At 73.2% G+C, this 14,785-nt stretch carries 10 protein-coding genes and 1 pseudogene; 6 read left to right on the forward strand and 5 right to left on the reverse strand.

What is annotated here, in order from left to right; translation table 11 throughout:
- Positions 1 to 186: 186 nt before the first annotated feature.
- Together JAO84_RS31355 and JAO84_RS31360 are read left to right on the forward strand one after the other, a co-directional pair.
- Positions 187 to 2,031 (forward strand): ricin-type beta-trefoil lectin domain protein, encoded by a 1,845-nt coding sequence (locus JAO84_RS31355; RefSeq protein ID WP_370416917.1) that lies wholly within the window; start codon positions 187 to 189, stop codon positions 2,029 to 2,031.
- A gap of 56 nt (positions 2,032 to 2,087) precedes the next feature.
- Positions 2,088 to 5,189 (forward strand): glycoside hydrolase family 3 N-terminal domain-containing protein, encoded by a 3,102-nt coding sequence (locus JAO84_RS31360; protein WP_370415857.1) that lies wholly within the window; start codon positions 2,088 to 2,090, stop codon positions 5,187 to 5,189.
- Between the two features lie 85 nt (positions 5,190 to 5,274).
- Here the strand turns inward: JAO84_RS31360 and JAO84_RS31365 are convergent, their stop codons facing one another.
- Positions 5,275 to 7,689 carry a Tex family protein gene (locus JAO84_RS31365; protein WP_370415858.1) on the reverse strand — a complete coding sequence of 805 codons (2,415 nt, stop codon included), beginning with the start codon at positions 7,687 to 7,689 and terminating at the stop codon, positions 5,275 to 5,277.
- 113 nt (positions 7,690 to 7,802) lie between these two features.
- Positions 7,803 to 8,666: a hypothetical protein gene (locus JAO84_RS31370; protein WP_370415859.1), complete on the reverse strand. Its 864-nt coding sequence runs from the start codon at positions 8,664 to 8,666 to the stop codon at positions 7,803 to 7,805.
- Positions 8,667 to 8,800: 134 nt separating this feature from the next.
- Between JAO84_RS31370 and JAO84_RS31375 the strand changes: the two genes are divergently transcribed.
- Together JAO84_RS31375 and JAO84_RS31380 are read left to right on the forward strand one after the other, a co-directional pair.
- The gene (locus JAO84_RS31375; protein WP_370415860.1) at positions 8,801 to 9,793 is read left to right on the forward strand and encodes a GlxA family transcriptional regulator; all 993 of its coding nucleotides are present in this window, start codon (positions 8,801 to 8,803) and stop codon (positions 9,791 to 9,793) included.
- Positions 9,794 to 9,808: 15 nt separating this feature from the next.
- Positions 9,809 to 10,444, forward strand: coding sequence for a DJ-1/PfpI family protein (locus tag JAO84_RS31380; protein WP_370415861.1), 636 nt, complete (start codon positions 9,809 to 9,811; stop codon positions 10,442 to 10,444).
- A gap of 8 nt (positions 10,445 to 10,452) precedes the next feature.
- On the opposite strand, the gene JAO84_RS31385 is transcribed toward JAO84_RS31380, so the two are convergent.
- Positions 10,453 to 11,196: an enoyl-CoA hydratase/isomerase family protein gene (locus tag JAO84_RS31385; protein ID WP_370415862.1), complete on the reverse strand. Its 744-nt coding sequence runs from the start codon at positions 11,194 to 11,196 to the stop codon at positions 10,453 to 10,455.
- Positions 11,197 to 11,369: 173 nt separating this feature from the next.
- On the opposite strand from JAO84_RS31385, the gene JAO84_RS31390 reads away from it, so the two are divergent.
- Together JAO84_RS31390 and JAO84_RS31395 are read left to right on the forward strand one after the other, a co-directional pair.
- Entirely contained in the window at positions 11,370 to 11,969 is a 600-nt protein-coding gene (locus JAO84_RS31390) for an HdeD family acid-resistance protein (protein WP_370416918.1), read from the forward strand.
- Between the two features lie 142 nt (positions 11,970 to 12,111).
- Positions 12,112 to 12,558: pseudogene (locus JAO84_RS31395) on the forward strand (ATP-binding protein); the annotation flags it as partial.
- A gap of 154 nt (positions 12,559 to 12,712) precedes the next feature.
- Here the strand turns inward: JAO84_RS31395 and idi are convergent.
- Together idi and JAO84_RS31405 are read right to left on the reverse strand one after the other, a co-directional pair.
- Entirely contained in the window at positions 12,713 to 13,321 is a 609-nt protein-coding gene (gene idi / locus JAO84_RS31400; protein WP_370415863.1) for an isopentenyl-diphosphate Delta-isomerase, read from the reverse strand.
- 143 nt (positions 13,322 to 13,464) lie between these two features.
- A complete protein-coding gene (locus JAO84_RS31405) occupies positions 13,465 to 14,748 on the reverse strand; it encodes a GNAT family N-acetyltransferase (RefSeq protein ID WP_370416919.1) in 1,284 nt (427 codons plus the stop codon).
- Positions 14,749 to 14,785: the final 37 nt, after the last annotated feature.

Below are 14,785 nucleotides of genomic sequence, written 5' to 3' on the forward strand. Positions count from 1 at the left end.
TTGACGCGCACGAGGGGCCTCCATAGCTTCACACCTTAAAGAAAGCCCGAAGGCCTGGGCCCCCATCGAAAGGTCTGTCAGGTGCACTACAGAAGCAGGTCCTGGTTCGGCGCCCGCGCCGGCCGCACCGCCCGCGCCGGCCGCACCGCCCGCGCCGGGCGCCGCCCCCGCCGCCTCGCCGCCCTCCTGAGCGGCGCCCTCCTCGCGAGCGGCCTGGTCATGACCGGTCCCGGCGTCGCCGAGGCCGCCGGCGAGCGGGTCGACGTCTGGCTGACCACCACCTCCGACGCCGGAGGCCGTACGGTCACGCGGGGACTTGCCCCGCAGGCGCCGATCGCCTTCGGCCCCGCCGGCGGCACCGCGAACCGCACCATCACCGTCGACGAGAACACCACCTACCAGCAGTTCGAGGGTGGCGGCGCGTCGATCACCGACACCACCGCGCACCTCCTGCGCGGCGGCGCGATCAGCGCCGCCACCCGCGACGAGGTGATGCGCAAGCTGTTCTCGCCGACCGACGGCATCGGCCTCTCCTTCGTCCGCAACCCGATCGGCGCCTCCGACCTCTCCCGGCCCGGCAACGTCTCGCTCGACGACACCTGCTGCGACCTCGCCGACTTCGGCACCAACGGCTACGACACCAACGTGCGGCTGCTGACCGTCCAGGCCAAGCAGCTCAACCCGGCGCTCCGGCTCAAGGCCGTGCCGTGGAGTGCACCCGGCTGGATGAAGGACAACGGCCGGATGGACCAGATGGGCTGGCTGAAGTGGGAGTACTACCCGCTCTACGCCCAGTATCTGGTGAAGTACATCCAGAGCTACCAGGCGGCCGGCGTCAAGGTCGACTACCTCTCCGTCCAGAACGAGCCGAACTGCTGCCAGGCGAGCAACCCCACCGCCATGAACTACCCGGGCATGAGCTGGAACCCCTCCGGTCTGGTCGAGTTCACCAAGAACCACGTCTACCCGGCCTTCCGGGCCGCCGGGATCACCACCAAGGTCCTCGTGCACGACTGGAACTACGGCGACTACGCCAACTTCGGCTCCGGCGTCCTGAACGACACGGGCGTCCGCAACGACCCGCTCTTCGGGGGTATCGCCTGGCACGGCTACTTCGGCGACCCGGCCGTCGGCACCCAGGTCCACGACCAGTACCCGACCGTGAAGCAGTTCAGCACCGAGCACTCCGGCGGCACCTGGATCGGCAACCAGCACAACGAGGACCTCAAGGACATCGTCAGTTACGCCCGCAACTGGAGCAGCAGCCTGACCAAGTGGAGCCTGGCGCTCAACCAGGACATGGGCCCGCACAACGGCGGCTGCGGCACCTGTACGGGGCTGATCACGGTCCAGGAGGGTGGCCCGCGGGCCGGACAGGTCGACTACACGATCGAGTACTACACGACCGGCCACCTCACCAAGTTCGTGCGCCCCGGCGCGTACCGCATCGCCTCCACCGCCGACTCCACCGTGCAGAACGTCGCCTGGCGCAACCCCGACGGCTCCAAGGCCCTCATCGCCCACAACGGCGGCGCCTCCGCCCAGTCCGTCCGCGTCGACTGGGGCGGCCAGTCCTTCACGTACAACCTGCCCGCCCGCACCACCGCCACCTTCACCTGGTCCGGTACGACGGCGAGCGCGCCGGCCGGGCCGCTGACGGGTCTCGCCGGGAAGTGCCTGGACGTGGCCGGCGCGGCCACCGCCGACGGCACCCCGGTGCAGCTCTACACCTGCAACGGCACCGACGCCCAGCGGTGGACCCTCGCCGCCGACGGCAGCATCCGGGCCCTCGGCAAGTGCCTCGACGTCACCGCCGCCGGCACCGCAGACGGCACCAAGGTCCAGCTCTACACCTGCAACGGCACGGGCGCACAACGCTGGTCGTACAACGCCACGACGCACGACGTCGTCAACACGGCGGCGAACAAGTGCCTCGACGTCACCGGCAACAGCTCGGCGGACGGGACCCGCACCCAGATCTGGACCTGCACCGGCGCCGCCAACCAGAAGTGGACCCACCAGCCGTCCTGACGCACCAGCAGCCACCCGCCCCCGCACCCCCCGTACCCCTCCTCAGAGGAGCCCGCATGCCGCACCCGCGCCACCGAAGAAGGGCGAGCGCCGCCGCGCTCGCCACCACCGTCCTCGCCGGACTGCTCGCCGGAGCCGTCCCGAGCGCTGCCGCGTCCGCCGCCTCCGCCGCCGAGGCCGACCCGGCGCCCCGGGCCGTCGACCGCTTCGAGGGCGAGGTCCCCTTCGCCGGGCCGCCTGCCGAGGGTCTGTTCACCTGGGGCAGCGACGCCGACGACCACCCGGCGCTCAGCCTCGCCGAGCGCGCCGACGCCCCCGAGGGCGCCAAGGTGCTCGAAGGCCGCTACGACATCAGCGGGTGGGGCGGCTTCACCCACGACTTCGCCTTCGACCGGCCGGCGCAGGACTGGACCGCGTACAAGGGCATCCGCTTCTGGTGGTACGGGCAGAACACCGCCCCGCTGCCGCCCGGCTCCGGCAAGCGGATCAACTTCGAGATCAAGGACGGCGGCGCCAACGGCGAGGCCTCCGAGCTCTGGACCACCTCCTTCACCGACGACTGGGAGGGCTGGCACCTCGTCGAGATCCCCTTCTCCGACTTCCACTACCGCGCCGACTACCAGCCGGTCGGCGGCATCGACCAGGTCCTCGGCCTCGACAGGATGTGGGGCTACGCGGTCACCCTGCCCACCGGCACGCCCGGCGGGCGCTTCGCCCTCGACGGCGTCGAGCTGTACGGCAAGGCCGACCCGGCCCTCAACACCCGGGTCGTGACGGGCGCGGTGGTGCACCCGGTCGACGAGGGCGGCACCGCCCGGATCGACGTCTCGGTCGCCACCACCGCCTCCCAGCCGACCGGCGAGCCGGTCACCGTCGCGTACACCACGGACGACAGCGGGCCGGCGACGCCCGGCACCGACTACACGCCGGTCAGCGGCACCCTCGTCTTCCCCGCCGGGACGCCCTCCGGGACGACCCGCTCGATCACCGTGACCACCCTGAAGGACGGGTCCGGTGAAGAGGCCGAGACGATCCCGGTGAAGCTCACGGTCGACGGCGCGAAGGCGCCCACGGAGACCCCGGTCGTCGCGGTGAACGCGCACGGACTGCCGTACCTGGACGCGCGGCTGCCGGTGAAGAAGCGGGTCGCCGACCTGCTCTCCCGGATGACGCTCCAGGAGAAGGCCGGCCAGATGACCCAGGCCGAGCGGAACGCCCTGCGCTCGCCCGGCGACATCGCCGGCTACGACCTCGGCTCGCTGCTCTCCGGCGGCGGCTCGGTGCCCACGCCGAACACGGCCGAGGCCTGGGCCCGGATGGTCGACGCGTACCAGCTGCGCACCCGGGCCACCCGGCTGCAGATCCCGCTGATCTACGGCGTGGACGCGGTGCACGGGCACAACAACGTCATCGGCTCGACGATCATGCCGCACAACATCGGCATCGGCGCCGGACGCGACCCCGGCCTCGCCGCCCGCACCGGCGCCGTCACGGCGAAGGAGGTCCGGGCCACCGGCGTGCCCTGGGACTTCGCACCCTGCCTGTGCGTGACCCGGGACGAACGCTGGGGCCGTTCCTACGAGTCCTTCGGCGAGGACCCGGCGCTGGTCAACGCCATGGAGACCGTCATCGACGGGATGCAGGGCGCGCGGGACGGCCGCGACCTGGACCGCAACGACAAGGTGCTGACCACCGCCAAGCACTTCGTCGGCGACGGCGGTACGGAGTTCGGGTCGTCGACGACGGGCTCGTACACGATCGACCAGGGTGTCACCCGGGTCACCCGTCAGGAGCTGGAGGCGGTGCACCTCGCGCCCTTCGCCGAGGCCGTGAAGCACGGCGTGGGCACCGTCATGCCCTCGTACTCCTCGCTCGACATCCTCGGCGACGACCAGGGTCCCGTGAAGATGCACGCCAACGCCGAGATGATCAACGGCGTCCTCAAGGACCGGATGGGCTTCGAGGGCTTCGTCATCAGCGACTGGCAGGCCATCGACCAGATCCCCGGCGACTACCCGAGCGACGTCCGCACCTCGGTCAACGCCGGCCTCGACATGATCATGGTGCCGACGAACTACCAGGAGTTCACCCGGACCCTGGTGGCCGAGGTGCAGGCGGGCCGCATCCCGACCGCCCGGATCGACGACGCCGTCGCCCGCATCCTCACCCAGAAGTTCCGCCTCGGCCTCTTCGAGAAGCCGTACGCGGACACCGCGAACCTGGCCGGCGTCGGCTCGGCCGAGCACCGCGCGGTGGCGCGCGAGGCGGCCGCCGCCTCGCAGGTGCTCCTGAAGAACGCGGGCGGTGTCCTTCCGCTGAAGCCGACCCAGAACGTGTACGTGGCCGGCTCCAACGCGGACGACCTCGGCAACCAGGCCGGCGGCTGGACCGTCACCTGGCAGGGCGCCTCCGGCCGGACCACCACCGGCACCACGATCCTGGAGGCCATGAAGAAGTCCGCCGACCCCGGCGCCACGCTCACCTGGTCCAAGGACGCCTCCGCGCCCACCGCGGGCCATGACGTGGGTGTCGTCGTGGTCGGCGAGACGCCGTACGCCGAGGGCATGGGCGACGTCGGCAACGGCCACGACCTGAAGCTCAGCGCCGCCGACCAGGCCGCCGTCGACCGGGTCTGCGCCGCCATGCCCTGCGCGGTCCTCGTCGTCTCCGGCCGCCCCCAGCTCCTCGGCGACCGGCTGCCCGCCATCGACGCCCTGGTCGCGTCCTGGCTGCCCGGCACGGAGGGCGACGGCGTCGCCGACGTCCTCTACGGCCGCAAGCCCTTCACGGGCCAACTCCCGGTCAGCTGGCCGAAGTCGGAGACCCAGCTCCCGCTGAACGTCGGCGACGCGTCGTACGACCCGCAGTTCCCGTACGGCTGGGGCCTCACCACCCTCCGCGCCACCCCGCAGGGCGGCGAACCGGCCCTCCGCGCGCTCGCCCTCGCCGCCCGCGCCCTCCAGAAGACCGGCCAGTCCAAGTCCCCCGCGGCCCGCCAACTCGCGCTCCGCGCCCGCCTGATCGTCCAGGACCGCATCGGCGGCCACATCACCGAGCGCTCGGCGAAGCCCTTCGCCGACGCGGACCACCTGCTGCTGAGCGGCGACGTGGTGGGTGCGGTGACGAAGCTGACGGAGGCGTACCGCGCGGCGGGCTGACCGACAGAGCACCCGCCGTGAAACGACCGGGGCCGGCACCCTTCCCTTCGGAAGCGTGCCGGCCCCGCACCGTTCCCCGGGCGCGTCAGCGCTTGCCGCGGCCCCGCCGGTCGCCCGAGCCGCCCTCGTTCAGCAGGCCCGCCTTGCGCAGGGCGTCCGCCATCGCGCTGTTCGCGGGGGTTGGGGCGCCGCCCTGGGAGCGGTCGCGGTCACGACCGCCACCGCCGCCGCCACCGCCGCCGCGGCGCTGCTGTGGCGGGCGGCCGCCGCGGTCACCCCGGTCGCCGCGCCTCGGCGCACCCGGCTCCGCGCCGGAGGCGGACGCGGCCGCCTCGTCCTCCAGCCGCAGCGTCAGCGAGATCCGCTTGCGCGGGATGTCGACGTCCAGGACCTTGACCTTGACCACGTCGCCCGGCTTGACGACGTCCCGCGGGTCCTTGACGAAGGTCTTGGACATGGCGGAGACGTGCACCAGGCCGTCCTGGTGGACGCCGACGTCGACGAAGGCGCCGAAGGCGGCGACGTTGGTGACGACGCCCTCCAGGACCATGCCCGCCACCAGGTCGCCGATCTTCTCGACGCCCTCCTTGAAGGTGGCCGTCTTGAAGGCGGGGCGCGGGTCGCGGCCCGGCTTCTCCAGCTCCTTCAGGATGTCGGAGACCGTCGGCAGACCGAAGGTCTCGTCGACGAAGTCATTCGCCCGCAGCGAGCGCAGCACACCCGTGTTGCCGATGAGCGCCGCGACCTCGCCGCCCGCCGTCTTCACCATCCGCCGCACCACCGGGTACGCCTCCGGGTGCACCGCCGACGCGTCCAGCGGGTCGTCGCCGCCGCGGATCCGCAGGAAGCCCGCGCACTGCTCGTACGCCTTGGGGCCGAGCCGCGCCACGTCCTTGAGCGCCTTGCGGGACCGGAAGGGGCCGTTGGCGTCGCGGTGGGCGACGATGTTCTCGGCGAGCCCGGCACCGATGCCGGAGACCCGCGAAAGCAGCGGCGCGGAGGCGGTGTTGACGTCGACGCCGACGCCGTTCACACAGTCCTCGACCACTGCGTCGAGCGAACGCGAGAGCTTCACCTCGGACAGATCGTGCTGGTACTGGCCGACGCCGATCGACTTCGGGTCGATCTTCACCAGCTCGGCCAGCGGGTCCTGCAGCCGCCGCGCGATGGAGACCGCGCCGCGCAACGACACGTCCAGGCCCGGGAGTTCCTGCGAGGCGAAGGCGGAGGCGGAGTAGACCGAGGCGCCGGCCTCCGACACCATCACCTTCGTCAGCGCCAACTCGGGGTGCCTGGCGATGAGTTCGGCGGCGAGCTTGTCGGTCTCGCGGGACGCGGTGCCGTTGCCGATGGCGACCAGCTCGACCGCGTGCTCCTTCGCGAGCCGGGCCAGCTTCGCCAGCGACTCGTCCCACTTGTTGGCCGGCACGTGCGGGTAGATCGTGTCGGTGGCCACGACCTTGCCGGTCGCGTCGACCACGGCCACCTTCACACCCGTACGGAAACCGGGGTCGAGGCCGAGCGTCGCCCGCGTGCCCGCCGGGGCGGCGAGCAGCAGGTCGCGCAGGTTCGCCGCGAAGACCCGCACCGCCTCGTCCTCGGCGGCCGTGCGGAGCCGCAGCCGCAGGTCGATGCCGAGGTGCACCAGGATCCGGGTGCGCCAGGCCCAGCGGACGGTGTCCAGGAGCCACTTGTCGCCGGGCCGGCCCCGGTCGGCCACGCCGAAGCGGTGGGCGACGATCGGCTCGTACGAGGAGGTGGGGGCGTCCGTCGGCTCCTCCGGCTCCAGGTCCAGGGAGAGGACGTCCTCCTTCTCGCCGCGCAGCATCGCCAGGATGCGGTGCGAGGGCAGCGCCGTGAACGGCTCGGCGAAGTCGAAGTAGTCGGCGAACTTCGCGCCCGCCTCCTCCTTGCCCTCCCGCACCTTCGCGGCCAGCCGGCCCCGGCCCCACATCCGCTCGCGCAGCTCGCCGATCAGGTCGGCGTCCTCCGAGAAGCGCTCGGCGAGGATGGCCCGCGCGCCCTCCAGGGCGGCCGCCGGGTCCGCGACGCCCTTGCCGGCGTCGACGAACGCGGCCGCGGCGGCCAGCGGTTCCACCGTCGGATCGCCGAGCAGGCCCTCCGCCAGCGGCTCCAGACCGGCCTCGCGGGCGATCTGCGCCTTGGTGCGCCGCTTGGGCTTGAAGGGCAGATAGATGTCCTCCAGGCGCGCCTTGGTGTCGGCGGCCCGGATCTGCGCCTCCAGCTCGGGCGTCAGCTTGCCCTGTTCCCGTACGGAGTCGAGGACGGCGGAGCGCCGGTCCTCCAGCTCGCGCAGATACCGCAGCCGCTCCTCCAGGGTGCGCAGCTGCGCGTCGTCGAGCATCTCGGTCGCTTCCTTGCGGTAGCGCGCGATGAACGGCACGGTCGAACCGCCGTCGAGCAGTTCGACGGCCGCCTTCACCTGTCGCTCGCGTACGCCGAGCTCCTCGGCGATCCTTGCCTCGATGGACGTCGTCACGATGTCCGACCCGCCTTCTCGTGCCTCAAGCTTGCGGATGCATTCTGCCGGGTCGGTCACCCGTACGCGGCAACCGACCCGCCCTGCCCTCTCTCCGGGGTCTCCGGGGTGCCTCAGCCCTTGCCGGTGAGCCCCGCCGGGAACGCGCCCGCGCCGGCCGCCGTCACCAGGAAGCCCTTGGCGAGCTCGGTGAGCCGGGCCGTGCCCGCCGCGCCCAGGTGCGCGTACGGCGCGGCGTCCAGACGGTCGGTCTCGACCTCCAGGGCCTCCCGGAGGGCCGTGCCGGCCTCGGTGAGCTCGCCCTCGGCGTCGAGCAGCCCGCGCTCGGTCAGCCGCGCCACGGCCGCGTCCCAGTCCGCGCGCCCCCAGCCGCGGGTGCCGAGGACCCAGCGCGGTGCCATGCCCTTGCCGGTGGCGGTGTGGCTGGCGAGCGCCTCCACCGGGTCGAGCCCGGCGCTCAGGAGGGCCGCCACGTGCCCGTCGCCGCGGTGCTCGCGCAGCAGCGTGGCGGCGTGCCAGAGCCGCAGGTGCGGCGCGTCCGGCACCGGCAGGTCGGCGTTGCCCGAGTACAGCGGACGGGCGTGCCGGGTGCACGCCTCGGCGGCGCGCAGCGCGAGCTCGGCGGCCTCGGCCATCTCGGCGGAGGCCACGGCCTCGTCGCCGAGCAGCCGCCGATAGGTGGCGTCCACGGCCCGCAGCCGCGCGTCGAGGACGGCGGCGGGGGAGGCGGTCTCCCAGACGGCGGGCAGATGCCGGGCGAGGAACGCGTGCTCGTAGTTGTAGAAGGCCGCGGCCACGGTTCCGGCCCCGACGGCGCCGAGCGGCGCGCTGCGCGTGGCCAGCCGTATCGCGCTCGTGTCCTCGATGCCCAGGCCCTTGAACTCGGCGTCCAGGTCGGGCGAGAAGAACAGGGTCGCGTGCAGCAGGTTGACGGGGTGGGCGCAGCGGCGGCCGGCGAGCGGCGGCAGAGTCGTCATGATCCGCACCCTACCTACCGGCCGGTACGCCGGGAATCCCCGACCGGCCGGCTTCGGCCAGGGCCGATCACCATGGCAGGAAAGGTGGGGTCGGCGTCATTGCGGCCATGCCGGGCGCGGCGAAGGATGGAGCCATGAGCCAGCGCCGCCCCGTGCTCGTCGTCCTCTTCGACGGCGTCCAGAGCATCGACGTCACCGGACCCGTCGAGGTGTTCACCGGTGCCGCCCGGGCCGTCGGGCGGCCCGACGCCTGCCCCGTACGCACCGCCTCGCTGGACGGCGGGCCGGTGCGCACCGACAGCGGGCTGACCCTGCTGCCCGACGGTTCCCTCGACGAGGCCGTCGCCGAAGGGCCGCCGCACACCCTGCTGGTCCCCGGCGGTGGCGGCACCCGCCGCCCCGACCCGGCGCTGATCGCCTGGCTGCGCGCGCACGCCCCGGACGCCGAACGCCTGGTCTCCGTCTGCACCGGAGCGCTGCTGCTCGCCGCGGCGGGACAGCTCGACGGGCACCGGGCGACCACCCACTGGTCGGCCTGCGAGCTGCTCGCCCGCCGCCACCCGGCGGTCACGGTCGAGCCCGAGCCGATCTTCGTACGGGACGGGCGGGTGGCCACCTCCGCGGGCGTCACCGCGGGCATCGACCTCGCGCTCGCCCTGGTCGAGGAGGACCTCGGCCGCGAGGCCGCGCTCACCGTGGCCCGCCATCTGGTGGTCTTCCTGCGCAGACCCGGCAACCAGGCCCAGTTCAGCGCCCAGCTCGCCGCCCAGACCGCCCGCCGCGAACCGCTCAGGGACCTCCAGGCCTGGATCGCCGAGCACCCGGACGGCGACCTGTCCGTCGAGTCCCTCGCCGCCCGGGCCCGGCTCTCGCCCCGGCACTTCGCCCGCGCCTTCCGGGCCGAGACCGGCGTCACGCCCGGCCGTTACGTCGACCGGATCCGCCTCGAACACGCCCGCCGGCTCCTGGAGGAGACCGCGCACGGCGTCGAGGAGGTCGCCCGCGCCGCCGGCTACGGCACCCCGGAGGCGATGCGCCGCGCCTTCGTCAAGGCGCTCGGCACCGCGCCCGCCGACTACCGCCGCCGTTTCCACGCACCCGTACGAGACCACGCACCCGTCAGCTGAAAGGAAGCGCACAGCATGCAGATCGCCGTCCTGCTCTACCCGGGGTTCACCACGCTCGACGCCGTCGGCGCGTACGAGCTCCTCGCCCGCCTCCCCGGCGCCGAGACCGTCTTCGTGGCCAAGGAGGCCGGACCGGTCCGCAACGACCAGGGCAGCCTCGCCCTGGTCGCCGACAAGACCCTCGCCGAGGTCCCGCGCCCGGACATCGTGCTCGTCCCCGGCGGCCCGGACGCCCGTACCGCCAAGGACGACCCGGAGATCCAGAACTGGCTGCGCACCGCCGACGCGACCAGCACCTGGACCACCTCCGTGTGCACCGGCTCGCTGCTGCTCGGCGCGGCCGGACTGCTCACCGGACGGCGCGCCACCACCCACTGGCTCGCCTACGAGGAGCTGAGCGCGCTCGGCGCCGAACCCACCGGCGAGCGCGTCGTCTTCGACGGCAAGTACGTGACGGCCGCCGGCGTCTCGTCCGGCATCGACATGGCGCTCCACCTCCTCGGCCGGATCGGCGGCGACGCGACCGCGCAGACCATCCAGCTGCTCACCGAGTACGACCCGCAGCCGCCGTACGACGCGGGCTCGCCCGAGAAGGCCCCGGCCGAGATCGTCGCCCAGTGGCGCGGCCGTTCCACGGACGAACTCGGCTAGCGGCCGGCTCAGCGCCCGTACGTGAACCGGGGCGCGCGCCGCTCCAGGAAGGCGGCGACCCCCTCCGCGGTGTCGCCGCTGCCGCGCGCCTGCTCCGCCCAGTGCTCGTCGCGGCCGGTCTGCCCGTCGGCGAACTCCTTGGCGGCGGACTGGGTGAGCAGCGAGCGGGAGACGAGCGTACGGGTGAACTCGGCGACCCGCTTGTCGAGTTCGCCCACCGGGTGGACCTCGTCCACCAGGCCGGTGCGCAGCGCCCGCTCGGTGTCGATCAACTCGCCCGAGAACAGCAGGTACTTGGCGGCCGAGGGCCCGACCAGGGCGGCCAGGCGACGGGTGGAGGAGGCGGGGTAGACGATGCCGAGCTTCGCCGGGGTGACGCCGAAGCGCGCGCCCTCCTCGGCGAACCGCAGGTCGCAGGCGGCGGCGAGCTGGCTGCCGCCGCCCACGCAGTAGCCGCGCACGGCGGCCAGGGTCGGCTTCGGGAAGGCGGCGAGTGCCTCCTCGGCGCGGACGGCGAGGGACTGCTGCTCGTCACCCGGCTCACGCAGCGCCGAGATGTCGGCCCCGGCGCAGAAGGTGTCGCCCGCGCCGGTGAGCACGAGCGCGCGCACCGCCGGGTCGGCGGCGAGCGGGGCGAGCAGCCCGGGCAGGGACCGCCACATGTCCGCCGTCATCGCGTTGCGCTTGGCGGGGTTGGCGATGACGAGGGTGGCGACCTCGTCGGCGATGTTCACGGTCAGCTGCGGCTCCATGCGCCGGATGCTATCCGGGGGCCCGCTACGTACGATCAAGAAGGGGGTGCGAGGAGGAGACGCCCATGGCCCGCGAGGACACCCCCGACCCGCCGCCCACGGAGGACCGGCCCACGGAGGACCACCCCACGGACGACCGGCCCACCGAGGGCCACCGCACGGGGGACCGGCCCATGGAGGACCTGGCCCGTGAGGGGAAGCGGCTCAGCCGCAGCTTCGGGTGGCTCGCCGCGCTCGGTGTGCTGCTCGTCATCGGCGGGATCGTCGGTCTGATCTACACCTGGGCGGCCACCCTCACCTCGATGCTGCTGTTCGGCTGGCTGCTGCTGATCGGTGGCGTGGTCGGTCTGCTGCACGCGATCGCGTCGCGCGGGACCGGCTCCTTCTGGCTCGCGGCGGTGGTCGCGGCGCTGAACATCGCCGCCGGTGTGGTGGTGATCCGGCATCCGGAGGGCTCGGCCGAGGCGCTGACCATGTTCGCCGCCCTGCTCTTCCTGACCGGCGGTCTGTTCCGGCTCGTGGGCAGCGTGGTGGTGCGCGGGCCGCAGTTCGGCTGGACCCTGTTGCAGGGCGCCTTCGGGCTGCTGCTCGGCCTCCTGGTGCTCTTCGACTGGCCCGACAGCAGCCGTTACGTGCTCGGGGTGTTCTTCTCGCTCGCGCTGCTCTTCGACGGCCTCGGCCTGATCGCGATGGGTGTCGGGGGACGCCGTATCGTCAGTATGGTCACACCAACGGCGCCGACGACGAAGGCGTCAGCGGGGGATCAGGAGTAGTCGAACAACTGACGTTGGCATACTCACCCGATCAGGAACCGGTCGATATCTGTCGACTTCTGGTCAGTATCCCGAGGTGCGGTGCCGGATTCCCAAGACTCGACCCGTGGCGACAATCGAGCACGAGGGCGGGAGCCGGACTATGGAGAGCCGCGGGAGCGTCCCCGCCCGGCCACCGTCCTACGAAGGGGTCTGGCGCTTCACCGCTCCCGCGGTCGACGTGTCCGTGCCGCAGGCCCGGCACGCCGTCCGCGACCTGTTGGTCCGGCAGAGCGTCCCGGTGCACGACGACACCGTGCAGGGACTGCTCCTCATCGTCTCCGAACTGGTCACCAACGCGGTGAAGCACGCCGCGCTGCTCTCCCCGGAGATAGCGGTCGAGGTGGCCATCGGGGCGGAGTGGGTCCGGGTGTCCGTCGAGGACAACCACCCCTACCGCCCCAAGGCCCTGGAGGCCGACTGGGGCCAGACCGGCGGCCGCGGGCTGCTCCTCGTCCGGGAGATCGCCCGCGAGGCCGGCGGCGCCTGCGACGTCGAGCACACCGCGAGCGGCGGCAAGATCATCTGGGCGGCGCTGCCGCTCAACCCGTTCGTGCCGGGTCAGGCCCCGGTCGGGCCCCTGGCCCAGGCCGCCCAGGTCCAGGCCGCCGCCCAGGTCCAGGTTCAGGGCCAGGTCCAGACCCCGGTTCCGACGGTCCAGACCCAGCCCCAGGTTCAGCCCCAGCCGCAGACTCAGGCCGTGGTCACCAGCCGCCGGCCTGACCCGTCAGCTCCCTGATCGCCGGGCGCGCCGCGTCGAGCACCGTCATGAACCAGGCGGAGAACGGCGCGGCCTTGTGGCGCTCGGCCAGCTCGGCCGCGGTCACGAAGGCGGTCTCCTCGACCTCCTCCGGGTCCGGCCGCGGCCCCGACTGCACCAGGCCGACGAAGAGGTGGTTGAACTCCTGCTCCACCAGGCCCGAGGCCGGGTCCGGGTGGTTGTAGCGGACCGTGCCGGCCGCCGCGAGCAGCGAGGGCGAGACGCCCAGCTCCTCGAAGGTGCGCCGGGCGGCCGCCGCGAACGGGGCCTCGCCCGGATAGGGGTGGCCGCAGCAGGTGTTGGACCACACGCCGGGGGAGTGGTACTTGCCGAGCGCGCGCCGCTGCAGCAGCAGCCGGCCCTCCTCGTCGAAGAGGAAGACCGAGAACGCGCGGTGCAGCTGCCCCGGCGCCTGGTGCGCGGAGAGCTTCTCCGCCGTGCCGATCGTGACGCCGTTCTCGTCGACCAGTTCGAGCATGATCGGCGCCTCGGCCTCGGTCGGCCGCACGCCGTTCGACGAGTTGTGAGCCACGGTGGCTGATGTGGTCGGCATACCCATCCTTCGGTTTCGGTCCTGGCCCTCGCGGGCCACCTCAGTCTGCCGTACAAAACCGGCTTGTCCGTACTTCGGAGGCCGGACATGGCCGCTCCCACCGCACCGGAGTACACCCCGGTGCGACGGGAGCGGCGACCTCGTCAGACCCCGAAAGCCGCGGGATACGTGATCGTGCCCCTGGCCACGGCGCCGGAACCCTCCACATCGAGCGCCATCATGGCCTCGTCCGGGACCTCGAAGGGTGGCCGGATTCCATACGCGGACGCGCGTGCGAAGCCGAACCGTGGGTAGTACCCCGGATGGCCGAGCACCAGGACCAGCCGCTCTCCGCGCAGCCGCGCCGCGTCGAGCACCGCCCGTACGACGGCCTGCCCGGCCCCGGTCCGCTGGTGCTCGGGAGCCACCGCGACCGGCGCGAGCGCCGCCGCCGGGACGCCGTCGACCCGGCACCGGGTGATCAGCGCGTACGCGGCGACCGTGCCGTCCGGAGCCTCCGCCACGTACGAGAGGCCGGGCAGCCAGGCGTCCCCGTCGGTGCGCAGGGCGTCGACGAGCCCCGCCTCCTCCGGGGTGGGGAAGGCCGCCGCGTTGATCGCCCGTACGAGAGGGATGTCCGCCGCGGTCTCCTCACGGGTCCGCCAGCGCGGGTCGGCGGGCCGGAGCACGAAGCCGGTGTACCCGTAGTCGCCGCCGTGCGCGCGCCGCATCGCGATCTCGGCCCGCGCCGCCGCGACGGCCTCGGCCATGCCGGGCACGGAGGTGTCCGCCGCGTCGGCGTGCCGCGCGAGCGGGCCGTAGTACTCGTCCCAGTCGCTCTCGGGCTGCGGGACGGTGCCGAGGACGTGGTAGCCGGCCGCGACGGCCGCCGCCGCGTTCGCGGTGACGCTACGGAGCGGGTAGTGCTCCTCCCAGAAGGCCCGGGCCTCGGGCGCCGGCTCCGAGCTCGTCCACACGCACTCGGTGAGCACGAGCGTGCCGCCGGGCGCGAGCAGCCGGCGCCACTCGGCGAGCGCCCGGTCGAAGCCGAGCACGAAGACCGAGCTCTCGGCCCAGACCAGGTCGAAGGACCCGTCGGGCAGTTCGGCCGGCGCGCCCATGTCGGCGCGGAGGGTACGGACGCGGTCGTCGAGCCCGCGTACGGCGGCGGCCGCCCGCAGTTCGGCCAGGAACGGCTCGTGCAGATCGACCGCGGTCACCTCGGCGCCCGCCTCGGCGGCGAGCAGCAGGGCGGAGCGGCCGGGGCCGCAGCCCAGGTCGAGCACGCGCGGGCGCTCGGGCAGCGGGCCCGCGAGCGCGAGCAGCCGGCGGGTGGTGGCGTCGGAGCCGGGGCCCTGCCGCGGGAGACCGTGGTGCAGGGCGAAGAAGGCGTCGTGCAGCGCCTCGGTGGAGACGGTGTTGTCGTTGATGTCGGTGGAGTCGGTGATGTCGTTGTCGGACAACGTGGGAAACCCTTGGGTGTGA

The sequence above is a fragment of the Streptomyces fradiae genome (assembly GCF_041270065.1).
Classification (GTDB): Bacteria; Actinomycetota; Actinomycetes; order Streptomycetales; family Streptomycetaceae; genus Streptomyces.